The organism is Kangiella sp. M94 (assembly GCF_054926195.1).
This window is the reverse complement of record NZ_CM142903.1, coordinates 2,680,581-2,705,849: the sequence shown is the minus strand read 5'-3', so window position 1 is coordinate 2,705,849 and position 25,269 is coordinate 2,680,581. Positions and strand designations below refer to the sequence as shown.

Below are 25,269 nucleotides of genomic sequence, written 5' to 3'. Positions count from 1 at the left end.
TGATCATTACCTTCGAGTTAAGGTTGAAATTTTTGTCTCTGTTACGATTTAACATCTATAAGATTGCAGGCAACACATAGCGCTCTATTATTTCAAATGGCTGTTCCATCTCCGGGAAAAGTCCATAGTTCTCACCGGTGAAAACTGCCACCAGTTCCAGCGATGGAAACACCATAATAAATTGCCCACCATTGCCCCAGGCTTCTATTGAACGGACATTGTGACCTTCAACGCTTCGATCAATCATCCGCCATAGATATCCAAAGTCTTCGCCGTGGTGGTTGCTGGTAGCATGCTTAGCAGTCGATGCTCGGATCCATGATTCAGAAATCAGTCGCTCTCCATTCCAAACACCATTATTCAGATAAAGTTGTCCGAACTTCGCCATATCCCTTGGTCGTAAGTTAAGACCGCCACCGGTCATAGCAAGCCCCTGGTTTCCTCGTGAATTGGTTATGGGCCATTTATAATCCGTAATACCAAGTGGTCCAAAAAGGTATAGGTCAGTAAAAGCAGGTATACGAAGATCTGATGCTCGGGTAATGACACTGCCAAGCGCAACTATCCCACTCGTTGCGTACGAGAATTTTTCACCTGGGGTTGTGGCTAATGGTTGATCAAAGTAAAACTTAATCCAGTCATCGGTGGGGTACATAGCATCTTCATTACCCTTAATGCCTGACGTCATAGTCAGCACATGGGCGAGTGTGATATTCCGCTTCAGCTCATCCCAGTTCTCAATCTTACCCTCATATTCTGGGAAGTAAGCCAGCAACGGCTCATCAACATTTTTGATAAAACCTTGATCGATGGCAATTCCAACTAAGGCTGAGGTAATGGTTTTTGATGCTGATCGCATTGAGTGGAGGTTGTCGCGATTGAACTCGCCGAAGTACTCTTCAAGCAAGAGATCGCCCTCATGAACGAGCAAAACACTGCTTATCCCTGTGTAATCTCCGGCAGATATCCGCGCGATCATCTCATTGATGGGAGCAGGATCTATCCCATGATCGATAAGAGAGGCTGTGCGCCATCCGTCATCGGTTTGCTGAGGAATGCTGTAAAGGTATGGGGCAGAAACACTTAACTCATCGCCTGTTGCCTGGCTTTGATCAGAGGGGGTGCAGCCAACTAACACTAACAACAAGAGTAAAACAAAATACAAACTTCGAGCGGTCATTATCATACTCAGTAACTAGTAGCATGCAGCTACTTTAGAACAACAAAGTATGTTTTTCAAACGATTTATTATGTTTTACGTAATATTTATTAGCTAATTTGTAATGAATTGTTCCTTGATTGAAACAGAAATCATATCAGTATCACTTTAATCAGGGTCAGCTCAATGTTGGTTTGAGTACCATAAGAACCAGGCCGGCAACAGGCGTCAACAAAGCCACGGCCCCCCAGACTTCCCACCGTATGGCAAGGACTCGGTATTGAGAATAATTGAAGCTGCCCAGTTGCTCACCGGCAACTGCAAAAGCCAACAGCTGCCTTTGCAATGGCGCGACACGAATCATAAACACAACTCCTGACACTGCAAATAGTGCCAGTGCCCATGCGATCCATCCCGTTCTTAAAATTGGCAAACCACCATATATAGCAGCAGCGAAACCAGTGATAATGATGCCAATGACCCCGGGCATGGTAAAAAACCGGTCACTTCGGATAATCCCTTCCATGGTGTGGGCGAGCAACTTCGGATCCCGTGTTCGCGCCGCGTGAGCGTGCCAAAACAAACCAGTAGCAATATTGCCGAGGAAAGCAATTACCGCTATAACGTGGAATAACTTGATTGTAAGGTACATGATGATCCTCAGTGTTGGCTAACGCGTGTCTTGAGTTTCTATGAGTAGCGATGAGCAGATTTAGCAACTAACCGTCATATCCTACAACACTATACACCGGCTTATCATTGACGTTTAAATAAGGCTGCATATCTTGTTCAAATATGATTGATAAGGTTCTGACTTCACCTTCCGTGACTTTTTCATCAACACAAAGGTCAGCCTCTGACCATAACTCAATCACATTCCCAGCAGAATTTATCTCACCATAGCAGCCAGCATCACCTTCCCACATCCAAAAAGTGATTTCCCCTTCTATCTCCACAGGATTTGATGAGTTTGTGGGCAAAGAAACATACGATGACGAATCGCTAACCTCATTCTCATTACTGGATTCTGAGCACGCGGAAAATTGAAAAATGACGATGGAGGAAAGCAGTACTTTCAAGTACTTTGAGTTTAATATGTTATTCAAGGTTGACTCCTTTTTCTAATTAAAGTTATGGGTATGATTTCTCAAACAATCGAATTTAAATTAACGAACAGCCCACTACAATAATTTGCATCAGTTTTTTTCCAGCCTCTATTTATGGTCACCATAAAGCCAGTTAGCACTTCCAGTTCATCCTACTTAAAGTACCCTAATACTTAGTTGTTCGTCTCGTTAAACCTTACTCGTACTCTGACTTGTAGCACACGATGAAAAATAGCCAAACAGATTATTGGCACGACTGCAGCCCAAGTCGTGTCGCCTGCAAACACCAGCGACATTCCCAAGCTAAGAATTACCGCCATAAGCAACCAAAGAGAGGCCCGTCGAACTTCCGACTGAGAAGCCAAAGTAGCGATAAAGCCAGTCGAAGTTGCGAATGTCGTTACGATACCCACAATCAGTATGGCAATGAAAATCCCCGCTTCTCTCAGCGTACCGTAAGCTTGCAGTAGCCACCACTGGTGCGTAAGTACTGCTCCGCCTCCTACAAGCAAATATAGATTCGCAGCGAGTATCAGCCGGTTTATTGGTCTCCGCTGAGGTAACACGATTAAAAGTTGAATCAATGCTGCAAGTGCTCCCCATTGAAACGCCTCCATCCATCGGTCATCGGTAGGTTCGCCGTGCCAAAAAGCATACGTAGCGAAGAATGAGAGAGGAAAAAACTGAACAAACACAAGTATCCATGGGCTTATGGCGAAGTGGCGACTTCTCGAAGTAGATAACTTTTTACTAGTTTCGCTCATCCAATACCCTTTATTGTTAATCATAATCTTTGTTGCGGCAAAACATTCCATTGAACAAGTTCGTGTGTCCAAACTTTGCTCTTGATTCCGTCAATCCTTTATATACCTGACGCTAAACCCACACCCTTTATTTCCAGCAGTCTTCCAATTTTGCCATTTTTTACCTCTATCATACGCTCACATGCTCCTTCTTCACTCATATCATCAGAGCACCAAAACCTGAACTTATCTTGTAACTCTAAGACTCTCCACCCAAATCAATTCACAAGCCCCACTGCCGGTATCGTTTCTGGTCAAAGACGTATTCCAGCGCCAACCATCCGTATCAGATACTACATTAACTAAACTGCCTGACAATTCGATGATCTCTCCCTCGCGAATATCATCAATAACATTTTTTATATGGTCATTGGCAGGAATCAGATGCATGTTGGCGCTATGGGTTTCTATTTCTTCTCGCGGTATTGGAAATGATTTCACACGCCAGCGATAAAACCGACCTGATTGAGACATATCGATATGTTGCAGAATACTTTCATCAGACATTCTTCCCCATCCGAGTGCCAAGTCGGTTGGGGAAAGATCCGCTTCACGTCCAAGATGATAGTTTTCCTTTGCTAATACCTTCGCTTTAATTTGGAAGGCAGCAACTTTGCTAATCGTGAATTCTTGATGCTTGAATTTTATTGGAGGGTCTAACTTGTCTTGTTGTGGTACATCAGGTGCCTTGACACCAGGTCCTAGCGACACCTTGCCTGAACAATTATATAGTCCCCAAACAATACCTATGATCAGTACTACAACAAATATCTTTTTCATGGTTTTTCACGTCATGTTGGTGAAAGTCGATTCAAGGGTATAACCTAATACAGTATCTCTAAGCACCACTCACGGCATCAAACTGTTTGCTGTGTTAATTTTTTTCAGCACGATATACCTTGCCACTACTTATATCCACTTCCACCATTCCTTCGACTGTATCTAGCCGAACATGAAAGTCTGATACCTGGCTGATCGAACCCCAGTAGTAGTGGGAAACTGTTGGTCGCAAAGAATCTAAGCTGTAAAGTAACTGAGAAAGCACGATAGTGTGCTGCAATTTACCATTATGATATATGGAGAGCATTATCTGGTTAGGCCTAACGGATTTAGGTACTAAATCCAGTCCAGCAAAGCCGATGACAACATACTCTCCGTTGGGTGATATATAAAAGGAGCGATGCCACCCTTTTATTTGGTAAGCCTCGGAAAGTTTATAGTTTCCCTCGACCTTATAAATGATCGCATCCTTTTCAGGTGCCAGGTAGGCACAATATGTTATGTCCTTATTGCATACTCGTTTCGCTGTAGGAGCCTTTAGTGGTTCATCCGCACAACTGAGGGATGACCACAATAGCAGTACCGGTACAGAGATAAGTAGTTTCACAGATAAAGCTAACATTCTTTTGGCAGACATCCCTCAATTACCTTAAACCCTTATCCTAGTTCGCTTTTAGCTAATTGCAATCGCTTTCACCACACACCTACCCTTTAATTACTCGTAGTTTGTCCCGGAAAAGGCTAAACTGAGCGCCTTATGCATTAATCCCTTCTTTCATGCCCTTTTCCAAACTCGATTTAATTCAGCCGCTACTCGACGCATTACACAAGAGTGGTTATAAAACTCCTTCGCCGATCCAACAAAAAGTCATTCCTTTAATCCTCAATGGTCAGGACGTAATGGCTGCGGCGCAGACCGGAACGGGTAAAACCGCTGGTTTTTCATTGCCAATTTTGCAGCGTCTGTCAGAAGGAAAGAGAGCTTCCGCCAATTCTGCACGCTGTCTGATTCTGACTCCTACTCGTGAGCTAGCAGAACAGGTTCACCAAAGCGTCCAGAAATACGCGGCAAACTTGTCGCTGAATTCGGTTGTGGTCTACGGTGGCGTCAAGATTAACCCACAGATGTTAAAGCTCCGTCGCGGTACTGATGTGTTGGTCGCAACGCCCGGACGATTGCTGGATTTAATCCAGCAAAATGCAGTGGGTTTTAAAGATCTTGAATTTCTCGTTTTAGACGAAGCGGATCGAATGCTGGACATGGGTTTCCTGCCCAGCATAAAACGCATCATTGGCAAACTACCCGCGAAGCGACAGACATTACTGTTTTCCGCCACCTTCTCTGAATCGATCAAAGCTATCAGCCAGCAATTTCTGACCAATCCTACCCTGGTCGAAACCGGGCAAACCAACATCACAGCAACAACGGTCAAACAGTGGATTTACCCTGTCGACAAAAAACAGAAACCAGCCCTACTCAGCTACCTCATCGGCCACCACCACTGGGAGCAGTTACTGGTATTTGTCAGAACACGTAGAGGTGCAAACAAGCTCAGCGTCGACCTCGATAAAAGAGGCATTAAAGCAACAGCCATTCATGGTGGAAAAAGTCAGGGAGCACGTAACCGAGCTCTTGCCGAATTTAAAAATGGACAGGTAACGGTTTTGGTCGCCACCGACGTCGCAGCTCGTGGCCTCGATATTGAACAGATGCCACTGGTCATCAACTACGATTTACCCAATGTCGCCGAAGACTATGTCCATCGCATCGGACGAACCGGACGGGCAGGAGAAAAAGGTACAGCTATCTCACTGGTCAGCGCCGATGAAGTCGATGACCTCCGCGGTATTCAAGATCTCATCCGCCAACAGCTCGAGAGAAAAATCGCCGACGGCTTTGAACCGCAACACGTGCTGCCTGAAACACCATTGAAAAATGTTGGTAAGAAAAAGCCGCACAAGAAAAAGCTAGCCAAAGCTAAGCTTAACCAAACCAATAAAAAACCCAGCACTGCTCAGGCCAAACGCAAACCAAAGAAAAAGAAACCCAACAATAAGAGTGGCAAGAAAAGTGATTAGCCTTAACAGATTCTAACTGTAACGAAGCTACACCAAGCCAACTCCAATCAACATGGAATTGCCGGGCTTGACCCGGCAATGCAAGGTCTTTCATAAATTTTGTTCTATGAAAAATGTACAGAACAAACGGCTAGTGTATGAGTGTCTAAAATTTTTCATCAGAACGTTATTAATGCCAATAACAGTAAAATAATTAACAGCATGATAAGCCAAAAATACCAGGGCCATTTCTTATTGCCTCCATTGATATTTTCCATCGGTAGACGCGAAATAGTTAAGCTCGGACTATTACTTGAGGATAGGCTCCCCTCATCACCACCATCGTAAGTAGCTTCTATTTGGTCTCCTTCTTTAGCATCGTCCAGAGTAATCGTCGCTTGTCCATCCGAATCAACCGCAACAGGTTGCCCCACTGCAATACCATTTACAGAAAAGGTAACTTTACCGGTCGGCTTAGCGCCATTTTTGCTTAACGGTAAAACAATCGCGGTCACTCTTATCTTCCCTTTATCATTACCGTAAACCACTTGAACAGAAGTAGCACTGCTACGAATCTTTTGTTCAATTAAGTAGCCTTCGGCAAATGATTTATCGCCCGTTGCGGATACATCAGCTACGCAACTGGCGAATAAGTCGCCTTCCGTTACTTCCTGACATATTATTTTTGCTTCTTCTTCCGGAATAGCAGGCAGTACGGTGGCACCAGGAATTTCAAACTGCGGTTTTAACTTGCATGGAGGCTGGAATGTCGGCCAGTCTTTGTCGGTGTAATCTGCGGTCGATTTACCGGGCGCATAAGTAAACAAACTTCTTTTGTCATCAACACGCCACGAGTCAGCGAAAGTTTTATATAACTGTTCATATCGCTGTTGTAAATCCCGTGGTTTTGGTCCCAGTTTTGCTCCACTACGCAATTTTGGCAACCAGTTACCCTCAGGTATTTTACCCATCAAACCTTCGTCACCATGTGTATGCGAAACACTGATGTTGAGATAGTGAATGTTATTACTGCTCCAGAAATGGGGTGTCGCCATTAATACGGCATGATTATTGAAGTCAACCCGCAAACCCATCTTGCCATCAATTTCCACACCTCTTACCAAGTTGTTATCAAGATTCAGTGTTCGTGTTGTTAAATCGTATCGTTTGCCATCGACATAAAACTCTAGCGATCCTTCGTCTTGACCCGGCTGATAGGAAATATAGTGTGAACCCAGTAAGGCAGCAACAGCGGTGTTGACGCTGACACAAGATGTCAGCCCTGTATAGGAGTTGGTGATAGGTGTCGCTGTTAGAACCGGTGTTTGTCGCGTCTGTATTTCCATTCCATCACGATCTGCCAAAAGCGTAAACTCACCAACCGATTGAAAATCGTATTTGGTCCCGTCGATGGTTTTGATGTGTGGGTCACCATTGTCTGAACCTTCATCGGCTCCGCCAATTTGAAGTCGAAAAACAGTCTGATCCTTACGCCCAGAGTTACCTGTTATTGTTACGTAGACATAGTTTATCTGATCGGGTAATGCAGCATTTGGCGGCGTATGTGATTGCCACTCCCAGCTAGTTCCTCCTGTCACAGTTATATCCCCAATAGGCGTGCCATCATCTAAATGAGCCACGATCGTGTCGAGCGTATCGCCGTCCCGTAAATAATAGGTTCCTTTTCGTGTTGCGATCATGCCGCTTGGTGCATAAGTCCAGGAACCTCCTACATCAATATTGGGTTTTTCATCTCCGCTGCCATCTTTGTCGGTAATGACCAGCTCACTAATCATGCCTCGATGAGCATGAAAGAAAATATGGCAATGAAAAAGCCAGCGCCCCAGTGACCCACCTCTATGCGTCACAGAGTCGTCAGCAAATGGGCGTTCATCTTCTATCAGCACTTTAAAGGTAAGGGTGTGACCATTTGGTATATCTACCGTATCTCTAAACTCCTGATACTCCCAAGTGAAAGTCCCACCGGGGCCAGTAATGGATTTCGGTTGAAAGGAAAAGCCATGCAAATGAAAAGGATGATGGGCTCCTGTCGAGTTTGTTACGGTCAGCTCCAATAGATCGCCTTCCTTTGCATAACGCGATGAATCCACATGATCCGCGGCGCTGTACGGCGTAAAGCCGCTAAAACTTGAGTCAATTCCATTAATACCCGGTGTTCCAGAGGTAAGCTCAATGTCCTGGCTAGCCATGCCGTCTTTGCTTGGCGTAAAAGTTGCCGGGTCCAGCAAGGTCGCTGTCGCCGCACCAAGTTCATCCACAAGATTACCGGTGGCTGAACGTAATGGTGTAGGGATAACCATTCCGTCAGGTTGGCCGTTCGCGGTACCGGTCATGCTATAGGCTGGCGTTACTGCAGCACCCGTCACATTCAAGTGTAACACTGGCACTGTGGGTAGGTTTGCAAAAGTACCACCCCCTCCACTTAAGCGCTCAAAATCCAAAGTCCACAGAGTCAAATCGGTGGTACCATCATCAGGAATAGCCGCCACCACATCGGCGCGACTGGAAGGGGGCAATAAAATTTCCCCCTCATCGTATTTGGTATCGAACCCATTGATAGTACCGCCTTCCAGAACTGCATTATCCAGTAACCCACCTTCACCACCGATGCGTACCAGATCAATCGGTACTCCAAGGTTAGTCGTCAACTTCAGTCTGAAATATCTGGTAGTGGCGCAATTAACAATCTGCAAACGCAAGCCCTGCCCAGGCTGAACATCGATCATTCTGACATCCGCTGGCACAATTGGATCGGGTGCTGTCGGTGTTCCGCCACGCGGTCCAACGTTCACCCCGTTCGTTAAAACGGTAATTCCTTCGTTGACTCTACCACTGGGGCGCTGGATATTTGGCACATCGCCCAGTCCGTAACCCGGGGCGGGGATTCCAGCACCTTCTTCATCCACAGCATCAATATCGCATATATCCTCCGGTGAAAAACCGGCTTGCGGCGGAAGAACACCGCCAGGGCCTGCCCATGGCAGGCTAGGATCGTATGGGGGATTATTGCCCGGAGCACCACACACCGTAATATCACTAAGTACTAGCTGTTCGGTATTCGATGCATCAGGAATGGTTCCTGGTATCAATGCTGCTTCGTTGGGATCGGTAACAATGAGCATTCCATAGGTACCCTTAAACACTCTATTGGTAGAGTGAAAGTGATGAGGATGAAACCAAAATACTCCGGGGCGAGTGACTTTAAATTTATAGAGATAAGTTCCCCCTACTGGTGATCCACCAATACCTCCTAAAACCTGCAAATCACCTCCAGGAACTGGATCCTGCGTAACGGGTGTTCCATCTGCATTACTCTGCAATTCGATACCATGCCAGTGAATGCCCGTTGCGATAGGCGCCGGCAGGTCATTAATCAGTCGGACAATCAGGCTATCACCAACATTAATAACGCCTCCCGGTATTTCGGTTGGAAAATCATTGGGGATAATGAGCCCAACTTTGCCGTTATAGAGCTCTAAGTTATTAGCGTTTAAGGGTGCCCCAGGCGGTCCAATGTCCATGGGTTGCTGACTGGTCTTAATTTCAATTTCATAAGTTGCCATATATCCATCCTTTGATATTTTTTGCTTTCAAATCGCTTCATGCAATTAGTGTAAATAAACCCATTTTGCCACGGATGGCACTCCAGAATTATTGATTACAAACATCATGTAATGACCTCGTGGTGCCATCGCATGTGGATGACCACCATCAGGAGCGGTTAGCCCCAGCTCGGTCGAACTGATATGAACTAACGGTAACATTTCAATGACCCGCTGCTCCGAATCAGTCTGGTGTGTCACCGCCATAGGCCGAACCAACACCACCTTGCTAATATCCGTTGCGTCCGGCGTCTCTATTGTGAAGTTTGCTCCATGATGAACAATATCGGGTGCAGACGTGATGGTAGGCTGTGGCCCGTTAAAAAGATAAGGAGGGCTGTAAATTTCAATTTTGGGATTATTCCAACCCGCCATCATTACTTTGCCGCTTGGTAAAAGTAGTGCTGCCGAGTGATATTGGCGCACAGACCCCAGGTTAGCTCTTGCAGACCAGGAATTACTCGCAATATCAAATTCGGCACAAGGCGAATTAGTTGTTGAAATTCCACCACAAACAAAAAGATTTCCGGTGGGTAATAAAACGCCGCTGGGTAGCGATCTGTTTTGACCGTCAGGAAACGGCTCAGCCGGGTCGAAACTTGACGTTGGGCTTAGTGTCGACGCATCAAACATTTCATAGGTGTTGTTGGTGAGTGTGTCTGTTCCTCCCATCACAATAATCCGCACATAAGGTGGCGTTGATTTCAACAGAGTAACGGACATCCCTTTTACTCTTTTAATTGGTGATGGCGTTATTTTTGTCCATGTACCACCCGTTGCCGTTGCATTCGGAATCGCATTAGGAGTGAAGTATGCGGGACGCTTTCCGCCCAAATTATTCGGTGAAACGGTGGGATCATCGTAAGCAACACCACCAGGACCCGCTCCTGCTGTACCGAAACCAGTACGAGAATAAAAAATAGAATTGTTTGGCAAAAGATGTAGCCCTGGGTACAAGTTCGGAAATACTTTGTCGTCTCCAGACAGTGTCGAAAATGTTTCGGTCATTTCATCAAATATTTCCATATCACCATCGTTCGATTTTCCGCTGGCAATAAGCATTTTTTTCCCACCCAACGCTACCACTGTTGGATACCACTTATTTTGCACCATGTTATTGGCAGTCCGACGCCAGGTTTTAGTCACCGGATTAAAGATATATCCTGCCACTGCCAATGAGTTAGGACCGTATCCACCACCACCTACTACCAGCACTGAACCGTCAACATCTGACATTTGCGCATGATGGCTACACACCTGAGAATATCCACCGGGCATCAGGTGTGGTTGATTGGTTGGATCTTCAAATGTTGCTGCCGTCGTATCTTCAGGATCCCATAACAGGGTTGTTTCATCGCCGGTAATAAATAACACTTGTCCTGTTTTAAGCATAATGGCATGCACGATACCATCTCTGCTCATATTCCCTCTGCGTGGAATATCGACGGGGAAATCATTCCACTCTCCGAGCACAGCGTTACTAAACGAAAAGATCAAATCATCCAGCCATTCCGGACGGAAACCTTTAATTATTCGTAAGTCTTCCCAGTGCCGAAAACCTAATGGAAACTTATGCAGTTTTAATTCCATTATTTTCTTGGCAACATCAGCCTTCATGAATGTATGTCGATGATCATGATGGTGTGTATGCTCTGGATGTGGATCTTTTGGGTGTGAATGAGCCGTTTCAGGCATACCATAAATCAAGTCATCTACCCTAACAGCTTGATTTAGATAATTGAGTAAAAGCCTATGCTCGGATGGAGTAATGTGTTCACAGCGTGGGCTTTTATTTTTGTTGTTATGATCGTTACCGTGATCTGAGTTTTTTTTCCCTTGTTTCATAATATATCCTCCTTGATTGACTATCTGGTATCAGTCTTTTGCAAGCAATATAAAGCCACATGGCAGTAGGAGCCAGCATGCAAAGACTTGTGGAATACCAGAAGATTTTCGAGATATGGGTCATATCCATTGACCATCCTCCATGAATGGTGTAGCTCCTAATTTCATACTAACTCCAACAAAATCTCTTTACAAGTGATTATTTTTTGAACAAACCAATAACGCCCAAAGCTGTTTTTTCCTTGTTATACATCGAGCAAATAACTAGCCAAAGCTACCAATAGCAACAGTATGACCGACTTCCCCACAAGTTTTGGGATCAGAAATGATATACCCAAATGATTTCTTTAGTGTTTTTCGGGCTCCTGAAATATCGCGGGTTACAGTATTCGTTGGAGTTTACACCAACTCAGGCTTTTTCGAGGTTAGGCTTGTTACTTGTCGGAATAGCATAAATCAAACACAAAACCGCGACGGCAGCCGCTACGTGCTTAATAGCATGTCCGCTCATGACTGCGGTTGCACTGAAGATCTGTCCGTCGTAGTGTTCAAAAACTTTAGCCAGTAAATAGAAACCGAACGCCCATAACAACAACTTGCCGCTAAGATAACGCTGCGGAAACATGGCTAGCATCAACGGAATCAGCAGAACGGGCAAAAACTGGACAATGGCATAGGGTCGAAGATCACCCCTGCCAAGTGATTCTGTCCATGCCCAATACAATGCCGCGGAGGCTCCAATCAAAATAAAAATCCAAAGTAACTGCGGACGCGGAGTACGAAGTACACGCTCGCCAAGCAACAGAGCGAGCAAAGCCATGAAGGCAACCGTCATCGGCAGCCTGTCCCACAACAAAGTCTCGTTGGTTGGGGCATAGTGATAATAGGCCGAGCCAAACCCAACCAGAAAGACGCCGATGCACATAACCAAATACGCATTAGCGCTCTCTTTATGCGACAACTTGGGATAACGGACTAAACCCAGTATGCCAACCACCATAAATGGCAAATTCGAGGCAACGTTCCAAAAGTTCTCAATACCAGCTATATGGCGTGAGTCCGCAAATAAATGATAATTAGGATCTTGAGGAATAGGATCTACAAAAAATAGAGCCGCCACAGCGGCAACTGAAGTAAAGATAAGGATCACGCAGCGCTGGATATGAGTTAGCATTTTAACCTCGTCCTATATTTTTTGAAGGAACTGCCGGTGTGGCAATCCCTTTTGATAAAGGCCAACTGATATTATTGCTTTTCGCTTATCTGCTTATCTAATTCAATAAATGTGTTTACAATTGCCTTATCGATCCATGGGCTTAGTTCTTTTTTGAGGGGTACTCCATCTACCATTATTGGAGTCACGTTTCGTACTTTTATTACTCGACTATCAACATTCAAATCAAGATAGGTAACCATCGCAGCATAGCCAACAGGAACCTCGCTTCGATAATACTCGCCCAAATTTTCATTTTCACAGCCTATAATTTCTCCCTCGAGCGGGCCTTCTTTTGCAACCCAAGTATTACCCGTAACTCCCGAAAGTGCTCCAGCTACAGAATGCTTTGCCACTTGCATTAGAGGCTCTTTCCAATTGTAAAATATATCAAATCTATTAACAGAAACATTATTTTTACTTATTTCAGGATGATTCTGTATCAGGTGATGTTCTAATATAGATATTGGTTTAGGATTTAGTAGCTCATCTTCGAAATATGCTATACCGTAATGACAACTATATATATTGCCTTCACCTGCCATATACCCCGGATAATCAAGATCTTCCCGATCATCAGTAACAAATGAGTTACTTTGCGGAGTTCCAGAAAGACTCAAGTCTTGTGGTGGGTTTATAGTACAGCCTGATAGAATTAAAGTTAAAATTGAAATTAAAATTAAATTTGTTTTCTGTTGCATTGTTCTTCCTAGTTAATAAAAAAATTCGTTTAAGTCTTCTTTTTCTAAATGCCATGCAATACCTAAGACAACGACACTTCACGCGCTTTATTAAATATTATCAATAGCTGATGTAAATGGGAGTTATCCAAATTGCTTCAGTTGCTAAAGTCCACTCCCTAATATTCTTAACCACTTTATTTTCAGTCAGATCTACCACCCAAGATGATTGAACCCTAACCATATCTGGATTTGATTCAGAGCGGGCTTCCTCAAACCTTATCTCATAGCGATGCCCTTTCTTTACATCTAGAGTGAAAGTTGCAAACGACTGGCTCCTAGCGTTGTATAATCCAATTTCGAATGTATGGACGCCAGGCAACACCTCAACAGAATTAGGTTTCATATTTGAAGGTAAGGATGATTGTCCATCTACTGTGCGGATAAGAATGCTGCTATAACCTATTCCCAGAAACCCGTCAGTTTCATTACCAGTTGCAGAAATAATCGAGACTTCTTCCGGACTTTTCTCCGCACCTTCATACATCCTTTGGTAGCCAGCACAGCCGTTTAGTAATACGAAGAGACTTAGAAAAAGCGTGACTTTAATTTTCATAAAGCTTCCTATTGATATTTAAAAAAAATATAGCCGCTATGGTGGCAACTGAGATAAAGATTAGTTTACGCTGCGCCGGTTGTGAATTTACGTGCTTTTCACAATGGCTTAGCATCCCCTTTAAATTCAATATATAGTGGGGATACCAATGAATATGCCCACAAGCCCAGAACACCAAACAGCCAAATAAAACAGACAAGAAACAGACTGAAAAAAGGCCACATAAGCAACGCTGCTAACAAACCTTTAATACCTGTTACCACCTCTCCATTCCAGGTAACTGTGCTAGATCCAAAAAGTGCTGCAATACCGCAAAGCAGGAAGAAAAAGAAAAGGCCGAGACCTACTGAGATTAATAGTAATTTAAAAAATGAACTCTTTGATATTTTTTCGGCTTTAATAATCATAATTATCCTTATTGTTTATACTTCTAACGTTTTAAATCTTGGTACTGAAAAGCAGTGCAGAGCAACGTTATTTGCTCTCCGAGTGCATTTATCTTGTTAGGCAATTACTCAATACATTGGATTACCATTCTTCGTTTCATCTGGCACTTTCTGTATAGAGTCCCAATGCGGCACAATCTTTCGGTTCTCGTCGAATCGAAAAAACCCATAGTCACGTACTCTTCATTCCGGCCCATGCCTGATGGGTATGAAGCGCAACTAAATCGTCTTCAGGATTAATTCCTTTTTCTAAATTTTCCCGTCAAGTTCAAAAACCCTCAATACAAACTCGTAAGTTGAAAAAATATCATTTTCATAGTGACCGCAAAATAGGCGGTGAGGTTTGCTGTAAAAGTATGTTGTATCCGCTAGCACTTTTTTATTTGATATATCTACAACTCTAACTTCTTCACCTGTTATGCCTAGTTTTCTATCTTCCTCTGACACTAATTGTGTAGAGAAAATACCATACTTACTTTTTAGTTCATTAGTGGTAGTAGGAGACCTTTTTTTTGCTCCCTCCACAATGTACGCTCCATCTCCTGGTGATTTTTTTCTTGTGTTGTCCATTTCGATAAAGCTTATAATATTTTTGTTAAGAAGGTAACGACCTAAAGTGCCTATTCCAGTAGACCTAACCTTCCCCTTTTCATCAAATCTAAACCTCCTCTCTCCCGCAGAAACATAAACACTCTCAACAGGCGTAACTATGCTCTCGTAAATGTTCTCTCCAGAAGATTTACAGTACTCTTTAAATTTATCTTCAATAAGATCGGCTTCCTTGAAAGGAGAGCCTTTCGCGAACAAAAGGTAAGAAACATATGATAAAGGAATTATTAAGGTTAAAAGAAAGAGCGAAGTTGTTCTAGTTTTTGCTAAATGATTTGATGTTTTTTTAGAAACCGCCTGTTTGATTAGAATGAAAAAGGAAACACATAAAGCTAGAGATGCAGGAACTAAGGTAAATATACTAAAAGAACGTACGACATATGAGCCACCACCGCCTTCAATGGTTGAGGCAAACATTCTTGCTAATAGATATACGATTATAACCGAGTTTGAGATAATTATTGTTAGTCGCAACTTGTTATTTGGCCGCAAAATAGTGCTCAACCTTGTTCTAATTGCTACTTGGTGAAATATTACTGCAGGAACCCAAAAATTAGTTGCAATTGAAAGCAAATGTAACTGATATGGCTCAAATCCAGTTTTGGCAACATCCATGTTTATCATCAATGATAAAATATAGGTGCCTGGTGAAAATAATAACCCTATTAATAGGGCAAACCCAATCGCGATGTGTATCATACACTCTCCTTGCGCTCTAACATTGTATTACCGGACATTCTTGTTCTTATATCCTTTTTTGTATTAAGTTTGCAGGTACCAGGGTCAGTGACCGACAGACCTAATAATAATTAGCTCTTTTGTAATTGCAATGGTTTTCTTTTGTAGGGTGTATCCTCACGCCGAGGAAGAGATTGAAGCGCCATTGGTGACGGTTTAGTTGCATTGGTCCAATCAACGGTATCGCTCGTGAGTTGCATACCATACTTCCTTATCACGGTACATGTCCTCGTCTGCCGCTGCCAGTACCTTTTCGGGCTCTATGTCGCTGGAGCTAGCCAGACCAATGCTAAGCTCAAGGGATACAGCATCCATCCCCTTCCCATCGGTTGGCAGACGGATCTTGTGCCCTGCCACGTCGCGCTTAATGCGCTGGCGTAGCCCTTCTGCATCCTCGCGACTGCTGCCCCGGCAGATGACAACAAACTCATCACCACCATAGCGTCCGAAGGAGTCCGTAGCACGGCAAACCTTCTGTAGCGCCACCGCAGTCTCTCGGATAAGCACATCCCCGGCTTCATGGCCGTATTTGTCGTTGACCTGCTTCAAACCGATCACATCGATCATCAATACAGCGAACTCCATGGCACCGTACTGCTTGCGACTACGTATGGCGGCAGCCAATTCCGCATCCAGGCGCCCCCTGTTGAAGACGCCCGTCAGAGGATCTCGCTCTGCGGCATGTTTGAGATCGAGGGCCAGTATCTTATTCTCGATGTGAATACCCAGCATTTCAAGGGACAGCCGGGTGGCCTCTCGGAGCAACGAACTTATCTCTCGCGCACGTATTACCATGATGCTTTCATTGCCACGTACTCGGCTATTATCGAAGACCATTTGAAATATGATTCCATTGTCAGGATTGACCCAGGTTAACTCTCGGCTATCTGGTGTACTCGTAGCGGACAAATACTTCACCAGTGCATTCTGTTCTTCCTCAGAAATCCCCACGAACTCCACGAAACGCAGGACTCCTGGCCGCTTCACATCGCGCACCACCATCCCCAGGCCGTATTTTGGGTAAAGATCATGAATTCGTTGTACCGCATCTTGGATGAATTCTTGAACCTCCCCCACAAGATCGGCACTCGACGAAATCTCTACCATCACCTGAAAGATACGATTTCGCTCCTCAACCCCCCGGGTTGTGCTGACCAGCCGGGCATTCTGATTGTATGCAAGGAAGCCCACACCAAGAACATAGACCAGCAGCAGCGCCATGGACATTATGTCTAGATAGAAAGGGCCTTCAATCTGCACCTTCCAGCCGTCGATGATACCGCCTGTGATGGCGCCTATTGTGTACAGAGCCAGCGAAAGCACCAGCTGCCGACTACCTCCAACAACTGACGCATTCAAGGCGATAGCGACCATGAACCCGAAAGATAGCCATAGGTAAAAGTTAACGTAGGCCGCAAGGAAACCTAAGATCAGGGAATCAGCAAGGATGGCTCTTGTTTCAAATCGGGCAGTTGCCGAGAGAAGCCCGCCAGCCACTACCAGCACATGCGGGTATATCAGTAAATACAATGCGGGAAAAGCGAGATACCACGTCCCCCAGCTTCGTTCTTCGGCCAGGAGCGCAATAATCACGAAGCTGACAGCGAAAGCAATAGCTCTTGGAGCGTAATTGACGCGAGACAGGCGGTGCGCACCCGCCATTAAGTCTTTAAACATACTCACTCCTATTGTTACCTGGCCGTCGCCTGATATAGAACCGGCCTAGCTATGAGTCGATGTCACCCAACCCTTTCTGTTTGCTTGTCACCATACCCGCACATCCTCCAGCTATTCATACCTTTTATTATCCGAATTCTTTCTTAAAACCTTATTATCATTGTTCTTTTTTTACAAGCGTCTATTTTTCGGGCACCACTGGTGACCAAAGCGAATATCTGTGGCCCACTTGTTTTAATTAAATTTCGGGAGGATTAAAAAGCGTTAGTGAGTCTCTAGTACTTTTTCAATGGTGCGCCAAAGCGCAGATACTGCGTTTAGTTAATCTATAAGAAATGAGGTGCAAGACGGATCTCTATAGGTAGTTGCTTATGCCTTCATCAAGTCATTGTCAGGCTTAATCTGGTAATTCAGTGGCTTTACCACCGCCCGTCATTGTCGAGCTTGACCCGACAATCCAGTGACTTTATCACCACCCGTCATTGTCGGGCTTGACCCGACAATCCAGTGACTTTAAGGCTCTGATCTAAAAAAAACACGGCATAAATATTTAGTTTGTTTACATCCAAACTTTAACCCTTCTTGTACGCCTAACATTCAGCTTTAGATAACCAGGAGGCGTGAGTGGTAATCACGTCAACAACTGGTTGCTGGCTATTTCTGACGCCACAATAAATAAGCGCCTATGCCGTACCACAACGTTATCACTATGATAAATATCCGTTGTGTTAGTCCAATATATCCGTGAGGATCAAGCTGAGTCAGCATGAGCCACATATAAATCATCCCAATAAGCGAAGTAATAATTGAATAGACAACAAAATGACTGGAATTAAGTTTATTCTTAAATTCAAGAGCGAATAATATGGGGACCAATGGACTGAAGAACGCCATGCCATACAACCCATGCATAGGGCTACCCATTTTGTACAAACCATTAAAAATCATGGCTACTCCAAAAGCTAAAGACGGCAAGGCAAACCATGCGAATTTTTTCAGAACAAATGAAGCACTTATAGAGTAAAGGCAAACTGAAACACCAAGACAGATACTTACAACCTGCAAGATGCCAGACCAGGGTGCTGGGTTTAAACCAATAACGCTCAGGTGTTGTGCAATTGAATCATGACCAGGAGTCAGGAATCCCACACACAATAGCGCTATCCCCCATACCGGAATGAATACTCCTTGATAAAATGAAAAAGTTAATAGTTTTTTCAATGTAATTTTTCCTTCAAATTATAACTGTGTAAGCTACACATTTTATTAAACGAATTCTTTCTCAAGACCTTATTATCCTTCCCGTTTTTACGGGCGTCTATTTAAGGACACCACGGGTAGCAAAAGGCAACATCTGTGGCGCACATCTTAAATTAGGTCTCGTGAGGATTGCAAAAGTTGGTGAGTAACCATTATTTATTCATGACGTAAACTCACGCAGTTGAATATGATTGCCATCTGAATCTGCAATATTGCAGACACTGAATAATGGGTTTGCCCATACACCATCAAAAGCCTTTCCACCCAACTCAACCGCTTTTTCTTTAGCCACATCAAGATTATCCACTGTTAGAAATAACTTTACCGTATTCACACTTTGCTGCGGCATAATAGTTGGTGGCGTGTGAATAATGATGTTAAACCCATCTTTTGCAAGACTAATAAATTCTGAAGTTTCTCGAATAACCATCATCGAAAAAAGCTCAGTATAAAACTGAGAAAGTGCCTTTATATCGCTCGAGTAAATTATTGCCCCATGTTTTGCTGGACCGTTCATTATTTTTCCTTAGAAGGTTAATTTATGGATACGTCTTACGCTTGAATGAAGCTGTATTACGAATAGCTCTCGGTATGAATGAATTAGGCCGTACTCAGGACTGCGGGTCGAGCCCAAAGACGCGCAGCTCTTGGTCACAACGACAAGCCTTAGCGATGCGCGCGGCCCACGCGATGGCTTCATCGCGTGAGGGTAGTTCGAGCACGGTGAAGCCACCATCAAGCGGTGGCGCCCATGGATAACCGCCCTCAGCGACCGACCCATTGGCTGAAACTAGAACGGGGGGCACCGTTTCGTCAATACCACCACCAAAGACATAGACTCCAGCGGCTTTCGCCTCATCGATCACGGCGTGTGCGTCGCGACCCACCGCCTCCAACTCACTATCGGCTACATTCATTGCAGCACTTGGGAATGAAATTAAATATTTTGCCATAATCTTCTTTCTCTAAAAACTTTGTAGCTGATGATTCAGGCCATGTCAGTTAATGGCGTCAGCAAGTTAACGCTAAACTAAGCTACACGCCTTGTTACGTCCTTGCTTTAGAGCCGTGCTATGTGACCCGCTCATTTTTTGTCAGCTCTTTTTTGATAAATATTTCCACTGGTATAAAAGCAAAGGGAATAATAGATGCTAAGAAAACCATTAGCCAAACAACCAAAGACCAATTTTGGCGATGCGAAGCTAGTAGCGAAAACACGAAATACAAAAGAAATATAAGGCCATGCCCCATACCGATTATGAAAACATAATCTCTACTAAAAACACCTAGCGTTACACACAATATAAGTAGATATGAAATGCCTTCTAATAGGCTTACGACTCTAAAAACTTTTAACATTGAAGATACTCATGTTACTCAGGGAGGTATAACATATTAATTTTCTCTGACCCCATTAATTCGTAGATCGAAGCCATGACGGCAACCACAAGAGGAGCCGACAGCAATGTAAGTGCCTCCATCACGGCGAGGGACGGATCCACGATTGGATCTTCAAAACCGGCTTGGGAAATGCCAAACGCAACGACCACCACGTACACAACGCCCACGACGAAAAGGCCGATCGATGAGAGGTACCCCACTCTGTTAACCGGACTCATTCGCAGTCTCCCGCATGTCGCATCCTAACGCCGCCAACAACGGCAGACTTGTTGTTGTGATTTTTGTGCGACAATGGCGAAGCAATGCACAAAAAGCGCGACGGCAAAGCTGTCCAAGGAGCGCAACGACTGAGCTTGCTTGGCCTTGTTAACTGCGATCATCTTCATTTACCGAAGCACCTAATATTGATGCTATATCATTGCATATATTTAAGGGAACACCTGTAGTTAGAAGTGAACCTTCTTGTAGCGCAATATTTCCTTCAGGATTACCACCCTCAATATAAAAAGCTACACCTTTACCTGAGAATGTAATCTCTTCATTCGTGAATGGGTTAGTTCCTTTTCTATCAAGTGCTTTTTCCAATGATGAATGAGACTCAATTATTTTATTCCATTCATTGAGTTCAATTTCACCTGATTTTTTTTCGATTTTTCCGAACTCCATTTTCTACCTTACTTATGCCAGTTAACGCTTCAATCAGCCGACGTGTTAGCGGTCGGCTGTATTGATTTGTTAGCCACAGTATCTAGAACAATGTGCTCAAGCTTTGAGAACAGTTCACTCGGCATGTCATCTCTATTATTAGTGGCTATAAAAATAAAAACATCGTCGTCAGGTAAGTATTTGAAAACGGCGTAAGAGTATCCATTTGAGCCATCATGAAAGATTCTTTTGTGACCGCCTTTATTTTTATCTAAAGCCCATCCATAACCATAGTAGGACGTTGCGCTTTCATTTTCGGCAATATAAGGTTTAAAAATAGCCTTCCACGACCTTTCGTCGAGCACACTTCCCGAGCGTAAAGCTAAATACCATTGGTTCATATCACCAATTGTCGACAAGAAACCGCCCGCACCTTCCATATACCAACGCGGGCCAGGTTCATTATATTGGTGTTGCAAAGAATGCCCAACCGGTTTACTTGCCGCAGTCAGAGAAAAAAAACGCTGGAATGCATTTGGATCTCTTCCGTAATTGATTGCTAAACTTTTCGGTGAACGCTCTAAAATACGATAGCTAGTGTTATGCAACCCAGCAGGCTTTAGTAGGTTTTGATTTATATAGTTCTCCCAACCCATACCGGTGACTTTTTCTATCACAACAGCAAGCAAGCTATAGCCAACATTCGAGTAGTGGTACTTGTCTCCTGGTGAAAAAAGCAGTTCCGTTCCCATAGCCTCTTGAATAAAGTGCTCTTGTTTAACTACGTTATACAGCCCAAATCCATGAGGAAAACCTGCCGAATGGGTTAGCATATTATGCAGTGTGATCTTTTGCTTATCAGACGGTACATCGTCGAAGAAATTGCTCAAAGAGTCTTGCAATGAGAGTTTGCCTTCTTCGGCCAGCTTTACTATTGCCGCCGCCGTAAACTGCTTTGTGATAGAACCGATATCAAATACAGTATGTTCGCTGAAGGGAATATTTAATTCTCGATTTGCTATTCCAAATGCTTGTTTGAATATCTCTTCACCATTATGAGCTGTCAAAACAATACCTGAAAAGTCAGATTGCTCAACTTGATGCTGCCACTCTTTGAGAGTTATATCCGATTGAGCATGGCTAACTAGAGAAATTACAGCAGTTAAAAACAATATCAGAACTCTCATAAATGTCCTATGTCACTAATTTGGGCTAACGCCGCCAACAACGGCAGACTTGTGATTGCGCCTTTTGTGCAAAAATGGCGAAGCCATGCACAAAAGGCGCAAGCGCAAGGCTGTCCAAGGAGCGCAGCGACTGATGTTGCTTGGCCTTGTTAACTGCCATTTAAAACCTCGATTGTACCGTAAGTTAGAAACTGTTCTTTTGTCTCAGTTTTTAAGGCTTCAGCATCGGAGTAACAGTTGATACAAGAATATATAGGCGTTGCTGGTTTATAATTTTTGCGGAAGTCTTGAAATGACATACCCTTACCCGAAGGGTTATTGTCTTCGTAGCGAACTTGCACCACTTTATACCCAGAACCAACTCTCGCTTCAATGCTTGATTCCGTTTCGTTAGGTTGTTGCATGGTAAGAGCAATTTTGTTGCCTTTTGCTGAAAGAGAAGTGCAACCCATAGTTACCATGTCTGTATCTGCCACAAAGGTAAATACAGGAAATGATTCTTTGCATTTCTTGCATTGTGCAATTGTTACTTCACCTTCTTGATACATGACTTACCTAGAGCAGTTAACATTATATTACCGGACATCGCCGGTAACCTTTTGATTTAAAATAATTTATTTTCAATGTCCGTTTTTCAGGCTAATACCATATAAAACCGGACATTCCTGTTCTGGTATCCTTTTTTGTATTGAGTTTACAGATACCATGGTCAATGACCTACAGGCCTTATAGTAATTGGCTCTTTTTTAATTGCAATGGTTTTTTTAGTATGCAGCTAAATCCAACAAACAGGACATGGAATGTCTGGCTCTCCTTTTTTACAATCTATTCGCACTTACCTGCGAACGAATCATTACAGCTATCAAACTGAGAAGTGTTATCTGTATTGGATTAAGGATTTTATTCGCTATCATCGAATGGAGCATCCACAAAATTTATCCGATGCTGATGTCAGCAATTATTTATCCTTTTTAGTTGTTGAACGTAACGTCAGTAGAAGCACTCAAAAACAGGCTTTGAATGCACTGGCTTTTCTCTATCGAGATATCATCGGTAATCCTCTGGGTGTATTGCCTGGTATTACGCGTTCAAAAAAACCTCTTCGTTTGCCTACCGTGTTTAGCCATGATGAGGTTTCTCGTATCTTTTCAGTTCTCACGGGTGAATATAAAGTTATTGCTTCTCTTTTATATGGCAGTGGCATGCGTATTTCTGAAGCTTTGTCGTTACGTGTTAAGGACGTTGATTTCACAAGATGCACCGTGACAGTCAGGCAAAGCAAAGGTGAGAAAGATAGAGTCACGATTTTATCCAAATTATCTGCTCAATTACTTTTAGATCATTTCTCTCACCTGAAAACCAACTATCATAACCTCAAGCTTAATCCTGATTGGCCTGGTGTACATTTGCCCAATGCCTTAGGTAAGAAGTTTCCCAATGCTAATACTTCATGGGGCTGGCAATTTGTGTTCCCTTCTTCTACCAATCCACCTGATTTGATTACGGGTGTTCGTCGTGGCTTTCATCGCCATCCTAGAACCATTGGTAGAGTACTCAATCAAGCGTTCAAACAAGCTAACATCACAAAACATGCCTCCAGTCATGCTTTCCGCCATTCCTTTGCAACGCATTTGTTAGAAGCTGGTTACGATATTCGAACAGTCCAGGAGTTGCTTGGGCATAAGAGTGTCGAAACCACTCAAATCTACACTCACGTTATGAATAAAGGGGCTAATGCAGTTAAAAGCCCATTGGATCATCTATAAATTAAATAAGGATATTTATGTCTCTCGCTATTGTTTATTCCCGCGCCGGGGTTGGGATTGAGGCGCCGTTGGTGACGGTTGAGGTGCATTTGTCGCACGGTTTGCCGAGTTTGAATATTGTGGGTTTGCCGGAGGCGGCGGTTAAGGAGAGTAAGGATCGAGTACGTAGTGCGATTATTAATTCTAATTTTGAATTTCCAGCTCGGCGCATCACCATAAATTTAGCGCCTGCGGATTTGCCTAAAGAAGGCGGGCGTTTTGATTTGCCGATTGCGTTGGGAATTTTGGCGGCGTCCGGTCAGCTGCCGTCTGATTACTTATCCAATTATGAGTTTATCGGAGAGCTGGCTTTGACTGGTGAGTTGCGTCCGGTTAAGGGCGTTTTACCGGTGGCGCTTGCCTGCACTGAGGACAAGAGAACCTTGGTTGTGCCCGAATCAAATGCTGCCGAAGCGGGTTTAGTGCCTTCGGTACAGGCGGTACACGCCAAACATTTGTTGGATGTTTGTCATTCGTTAATGCGTAACACGCCTTTATCCGAATGCATCAATGATGCAGTGGTTAATGATTACGATTTTGATATGGACATGTCGGATGTCATTGCCCAGGAGTCAGCGAAACGGGCTTTGACGATTGCTGCAGCGGGCAAACACCACCTGCTATTTATTGGCCCACCCGGTACGGGTAAAAGTATGTTGGCTTCGCGGATGCAGACTATTCTGTCGCCGATGACAGAACAGGAAGCCAAAGAGTCGGCTTCTATTTATTCAGTGAGTCATTTTGGCTTTGATGCCAGTCAGTTTTTCGTGCGTAAATATCGCGCACCACACCATTCCTGTTCCGCGCCAGCATTAATTGGTGGCGGTAGTCATCCTAAGCCTGGCGAAATTTCTTTGTCGCATAATGGCGTTTTATTTCTCGATGAACTGACCGAGTTTTCGCGACAGGTATTGGACAATCTACGCGAGCCACTGGAGAGCGGCAAAGTCACGATTTCGCGCGCGGCTCAACAGGCGGAGTATCCAGCCAACTTTATGTTTCTGGCCGCGACCAATCCTTGTCCCTGTGGTCATTACGGTAATCCGAAAGGTGCTTGTCGCTGTTCGCCCGATGTTATTCGTCGTTATTTGGGGAAAATTTCGGGGCCGCTTTTGGATCGGATTGATATGCAGGTTGAGGTGCCGTTGTTAAGTCAGCAGGAATTGACCGGTGGCAAACGCAAAGAAGCGAAGCCAAAGGAATCCAGCAGTTATTTACGCAAGCGGGTGATGAAGTGTCAGGCGGCTCAGTACCAAAGACAAGGTAAGTTGAATGGTCAGTTGCAGGCTGGCGAAATTGACGACCATTGTCTTTTGTCGGATTCGGCGAAAATGCTTTTGAATAAAGCCCTGGAGCAGTTGAATCTTTCGGCGCGTTCTTATCATCGGATTATTAAAGTGTCGCGTACCATTGCGGATTTGGCGAATGAAGAAATGATTGAGCCGCATCATATTAGCGAGACGTTGAATTACCGGAAGATGGAGCGGTATTTGGCACAGTTGCCTTGAGGTTTGGTGGTTTGTCGTAGGGACAACTCATGAGTTGTCCGTACAATTCGATTGTGACTTAACTGGGCGGGGGACATTGGCCCGCCCCTACCAACATCATTACATTATGT

At 44.1% G+C, this 25,269-nt stretch carries 25 protein-coding genes and 1 pseudogene; 3 read left to right on the top strand and 23 right to left on the bottom strand.

Annotated features, from left to right (window positions below):
* Positions 1 to 55: 55 nt before the first annotated feature.
* The 6 genes from ACYTXU_RS12595 to ACYTXU_RS12570 form a co-directional block, all read right to left on the bottom strand.
* Positions 56 to 1,180 carry a serine hydrolase domain-containing protein gene (locus tag ACYTXU_RS12595; protein ID WP_462207130.1) on the bottom strand — a complete coding sequence of 375 codons (1,125 nt, stop codon included), beginning with the start codon at positions 1,178 to 1,180 and terminating at the stop codon, positions 56 to 58.
* A gap of 157 nt (positions 1,181 to 1,337) precedes the next feature.
* Positions 1,338 to 1,811, bottom strand: a complete 474-nt coding sequence (locus tag ACYTXU_RS12590; protein WP_462207129.1) for a DUF2269 family protein — start codon at positions 1,809 to 1,811, stop codon at positions 1,338 to 1,340.
* A 67-nt stretch (positions 1,812 to 1,878) separates the two neighbouring features.
* The gene (locus tag ACYTXU_RS12585) at positions 1,879 to 2,265 is read right to left on the bottom strand and encodes a hypothetical protein (protein ID WP_462207128.1); all 387 of its coding nucleotides are present in this window, start codon (positions 2,263 to 2,265) and stop codon (positions 1,879 to 1,881) included.
* 173 nt (positions 2,266 to 2,438) lie between these two features.
* Positions 2,439 to 2,777, bottom strand: coding sequence for a hypothetical protein (locus ACYTXU_RS12580; protein WP_462207127.1), 339 nt, complete (start codon positions 2,775 to 2,777; stop codon positions 2,439 to 2,441).
* Positions 2,778 to 3,254: 477 nt separating this feature from the next.
* Entirely contained in the window at positions 3,255 to 3,848 is a 594-nt protein-coding gene (locus ACYTXU_RS12575) for a hypothetical protein (protein WP_462207126.1), read from the bottom strand.
* A 94-nt stretch (positions 3,849 to 3,942) separates the two neighbouring features.
* Positions 3,943 to 4,485 carry a hypothetical protein gene (locus ACYTXU_RS12570; protein WP_462207125.1) on the bottom strand — a complete coding sequence of 181 codons (543 nt, stop codon included), beginning with the start codon at positions 4,483 to 4,485 and terminating at the stop codon, positions 3,943 to 3,945.
* A 140-nt stretch (positions 4,486 to 4,625) separates the two neighbouring features.
* Between ACYTXU_RS12570 and ACYTXU_RS12565 the strand changes: the two genes are divergently transcribed.
* Complete coding sequence (locus ACYTXU_RS12565) at positions 4,626 to 5,927, top strand: DEAD/DEAH box helicase (protein WP_462207124.1); 1,302 nt, start codon at positions 4,626 to 4,628, stop codon at positions 5,925 to 5,927.
* 158 nt (positions 5,928 to 6,085) lie between these two features.
* On the opposite strand, the gene ACYTXU_RS12560 is transcribed toward ACYTXU_RS12565, so the two are convergent.
* The 17 genes and pseudogenes from ACYTXU_RS12560 to ACYTXU_RS12480 form a co-directional block, all read right to left on the bottom strand.
* On the bottom strand, positions 6,086 to 9,490 hold the full coding sequence (locus tag ACYTXU_RS12560; RefSeq protein WP_462207123.1) for a multicopper oxidase domain-containing protein: 3,405 nt from the start codon (positions 9,488 to 9,490) through the stop codon (positions 6,086 to 6,088).
* Positions 9,491 to 9,535: 45 nt separating this feature from the next.
* Positions 9,536 to 11,374, bottom strand: coding sequence for a galactose oxidase-like domain-containing protein (locus ACYTXU_RS12555; protein ID WP_462207122.1), 1,839 nt, complete (start codon positions 11,372 to 11,374; stop codon positions 9,536 to 9,538).
* A gap of 409 nt (positions 11,375 to 11,783) precedes the next feature.
* Complete coding sequence (locus tag ACYTXU_RS12550; RefSeq protein WP_462207121.1) at positions 11,784 to 12,548, bottom strand: ceramidase domain-containing protein; 765 nt, start codon at positions 12,546 to 12,548, stop codon at positions 11,784 to 11,786.
* A gap of 71 nt (positions 12,549 to 12,619) precedes the next feature.
* Positions 12,620 to 13,288 (bottom strand): hypothetical protein, encoded by a 669-nt coding sequence (locus ACYTXU_RS12545; RefSeq protein ID WP_462207120.1) that lies wholly within the window; start codon positions 13,286 to 13,288, stop codon positions 12,620 to 12,622.
* Between the two features lie 100 nt (positions 13,289 to 13,388).
* Positions 13,389 to 13,883, bottom strand: coding sequence for a hypothetical protein (locus ACYTXU_RS12540; RefSeq protein ID WP_462207119.1), 495 nt, complete (start codon positions 13,881 to 13,883; stop codon positions 13,389 to 13,391).
* Positions 13,884 to 13,981: 98 nt separating this feature from the next.
* Positions 13,982 to 14,290 (bottom strand): hypothetical protein, encoded by a 309-nt coding sequence (locus ACYTXU_RS12535; RefSeq protein ID WP_462207118.1) that lies wholly within the window; start codon positions 14,288 to 14,290, stop codon positions 13,982 to 13,984.
* A 108-nt stretch (positions 14,291 to 14,398) separates the two neighbouring features.
* Positions 14,399 to 14,561: pseudogene (locus ACYTXU_RS12530) on the bottom strand (nuclear transport factor 2 family protein); the annotation flags it as partial.
* Between the two features lie 17 nt (positions 14,562 to 14,578).
* A complete protein-coding gene (locus ACYTXU_RS12525) occupies positions 14,579 to 15,637 on the bottom strand; it encodes a hypothetical protein (RefSeq protein ID WP_462207117.1) in 1,059 nt (352 codons plus the stop codon).
* A gap of 213 nt (positions 15,638 to 15,850) precedes the next feature.
* Complete coding sequence (locus tag ACYTXU_RS12520; protein WP_462207116.1) at positions 15,851 to 17,353, bottom strand: diguanylate cyclase; 1,503 nt, start codon at positions 17,351 to 17,353, stop codon at positions 15,851 to 15,853.
* A 654-nt stretch (positions 17,354 to 18,007) separates the two neighbouring features.
* Positions 18,008 to 18,574, bottom strand: coding sequence for a DUF998 domain-containing protein (locus ACYTXU_RS12515; protein WP_462207115.1), 567 nt, complete (start codon positions 18,572 to 18,574; stop codon positions 18,008 to 18,010).
* 199 nt (positions 18,575 to 18,773) lie between these two features.
* On the bottom strand, positions 18,774 to 19,130 hold the full coding sequence (locus tag ACYTXU_RS12510; RefSeq protein ID WP_462207114.1) for a VOC family protein: 357 nt from the start codon (positions 19,128 to 19,130) through the stop codon (positions 18,774 to 18,776).
* A 94-nt stretch (positions 19,131 to 19,224) separates the two neighbouring features.
* Positions 19,225 to 19,566 (bottom strand): YciI family protein, encoded by a 342-nt coding sequence (locus ACYTXU_RS12505; protein ID WP_462207113.1) that lies wholly within the window; start codon positions 19,564 to 19,566, stop codon positions 19,225 to 19,227.
* A gap of 118 nt (positions 19,567 to 19,684) precedes the next feature.
* Positions 19,685 to 19,972, bottom strand: coding sequence for a DUF3817 domain-containing protein (locus tag ACYTXU_RS12500; protein ID WP_462207112.1), 288 nt, complete (start codon positions 19,970 to 19,972; stop codon positions 19,685 to 19,687).
* A gap of 14 nt (positions 19,973 to 19,986) precedes the next feature.
* Positions 19,987 to 20,232: a hypothetical protein gene (locus ACYTXU_RS12495; protein ID WP_462207111.1), complete on the bottom strand. Its 246-nt coding sequence runs from the start codon at positions 20,230 to 20,232 to the stop codon at positions 19,987 to 19,989.
* Between the two features lie 148 nt (positions 20,233 to 20,380).
* Positions 20,381 to 20,680: a hypothetical protein gene (locus ACYTXU_RS12490; RefSeq protein ID WP_462207110.1), complete on the bottom strand. Its 300-nt coding sequence runs from the start codon at positions 20,678 to 20,680 to the stop codon at positions 20,381 to 20,383.
* A 29-nt stretch (positions 20,681 to 20,709) separates the two neighbouring features.
* A complete protein-coding gene (locus tag ACYTXU_RS12485; protein ID WP_462207109.1) occupies positions 20,710 to 21,846 on the bottom strand; it encodes a serine hydrolase domain-containing protein in 1,137 nt (378 codons plus the stop codon).
* A gap of 149 nt (positions 21,847 to 21,995) precedes the next feature.
* On the bottom strand, positions 21,996 to 22,394 hold the full coding sequence (locus tag ACYTXU_RS12480) for a hypothetical protein (protein WP_462207108.1): 399 nt from the start codon (positions 22,392 to 22,394) through the stop codon (positions 21,996 to 21,998).
* Positions 22,395 to 22,646: 252 nt separating this feature from the next.
* Between ACYTXU_RS12480 and ACYTXU_RS12475 the strand changes: the two genes are divergently transcribed.
* Entirely contained in the window at positions 22,647 to 23,612 is a 966-nt protein-coding gene (locus ACYTXU_RS12475) for an integron integrase (RefSeq protein WP_462207107.1), read from the top strand.
* Positions 23,613 to 23,629: 17 nt separating this feature from the next.
* Positions 23,630 to 25,159, top strand: a complete 1,530-nt coding sequence (locus ACYTXU_RS12470) for a YifB family Mg chelatase-like AAA ATPase (RefSeq protein ID WP_462207106.1) — start codon at positions 23,630 to 23,632, stop codon at positions 25,157 to 25,159.
* Positions 25,160 to 25,269: the final 110 nt, after the last annotated feature.

Coding starts and splice junctions, on each gene's coding strand:
- ACYTXU_RS12590 (WP_462207129.1), bottom strand. CDS start 1,811: ATGTACCTTACAATCAAGTTATTCCACGTTATAGCGGTAATTGCTTTC.
- ACYTXU_RS12490 (WP_462207110.1), bottom strand. CDS start 20,680: ATGGAGTTCGGAAAAATCGAAAAAAAATCAGGTGAAATTGAACTCAAT.
- ACYTXU_RS12525 (WP_462207117.1), bottom strand. CDS start 15,637: ATGATACACATCGCGATTGGGTTTGCCCTATTAATAGGGTTATTATTT.
- ACYTXU_RS12545 (WP_462207120.1), bottom strand. CDS start 13,288: ATGCAACAGAAAACAAATTTAATTTTAATTTCAATTTTAACTTTAATT.
- ACYTXU_RS12540 (WP_462207119.1), bottom strand. CDS start 13,883: ATGAAAATTAAAGTCACGCTTTTTCTAAGTCTCTTCGTATTACTAAAC.
- ACYTXU_RS12485 (WP_462207109.1), bottom strand. CDS start 21,846: ATGAGAGTTCTGATATTGTTTTTAACTGCTGTAATTTCTCTAGTTAGC.
- ACYTXU_RS12535 (WP_462207118.1), bottom strand. CDS start 14,290: ATGATTATTAAAGCCGAAAAAATATCAAAGAGTTCATTTTTTAAATTA.
- ACYTXU_RS12505 (WP_462207113.1), bottom strand. CDS start 19,566: ATGGCAAAATATTTAATTTCATTCCCAAGTGCTGCAATGAATGTAGCC.
- ACYTXU_RS12495 (WP_462207111.1), bottom strand. CDS start 20,232: ATGAGTCCGGTTAACAGAGTGGGGTACCTCTCATCGATCGGCCTTTTC.
- ACYTXU_RS12520 (WP_462207116.1), bottom strand. CDS start 17,353: ATGTTTAAAGACTTAATGGCGGGTGCGCACCGCCTGTCTCGCGTCAAT.
- ACYTXU_RS12480 (WP_462207108.1), bottom strand. CDS start 22,394: ATGTATCAAGAAGGTGAAGTAACAATTGCACAATGCAAGAAATGCAAA.
- ACYTXU_RS12475 (WP_462207107.1), top strand. CDS start 22,647: ATGTCTGGCTCTCCTTTTTTACAATCTATTCGCACTTACCTGCGAACG.
- ACYTXU_RS12570 (WP_462207125.1), bottom strand. CDS start 4,485: ATGTCTGCCAAAAGAATGTTAGCTTTATCTGTGAAACTACTTATCTCT.
- ACYTXU_RS12565 (WP_462207124.1), top strand. CDS start 4,626: ATGCCCTTTTCCAAACTCGATTTAATTCAGCCGCTACTCGACGCATTA.
- ACYTXU_RS12555 (WP_462207122.1), bottom strand. CDS start 11,374: ATGAAACAAGGGAAAAAAAACTCAGATCACGGTAACGATCATAACAAC.
- ACYTXU_RS12550 (WP_462207121.1), bottom strand. CDS start 12,548: ATGCTAACTCATATCCAGCGCTGCGTGATCCTTATCTTTACTTCAGTT.
- ACYTXU_RS12560 (WP_462207123.1), bottom strand. CDS start 9,490: ATGGCAACTTATGAAATTGAAATTAAGACCAGTCAGCAACCCATGGAC.
- ACYTXU_RS12575 (WP_462207126.1), bottom strand. CDS start 3,848: ATGAAAAAGATATTTGTTGTAGTACTGATCATAGGTATTGTTTGGGGA.
- ACYTXU_RS12510 (WP_462207114.1), bottom strand. CDS start 19,130: ATGAACGGTCCAGCAAAACATGGGGCAATAATTTACTCGAGCGATATA.
- ACYTXU_RS12500 (WP_462207112.1), bottom strand. CDS start 19,972: ATGTTAAAAGTTTTTAGAGTCGTAAGCCTATTAGAAGGCATTTCATAT.
- ACYTXU_RS12470 (WP_462207106.1), top strand. CDS start 23,630: ATGTCTCTCGCTATTGTTTATTCCCGCGCCGGGGTTGGGATTGAGGCG.
- ACYTXU_RS12595 (WP_462207130.1), bottom strand. CDS start 1,180: ATGACCGCTCGAAGTTTGTATTTTGTTTTACTCTTGTTGTTAGTGTTA.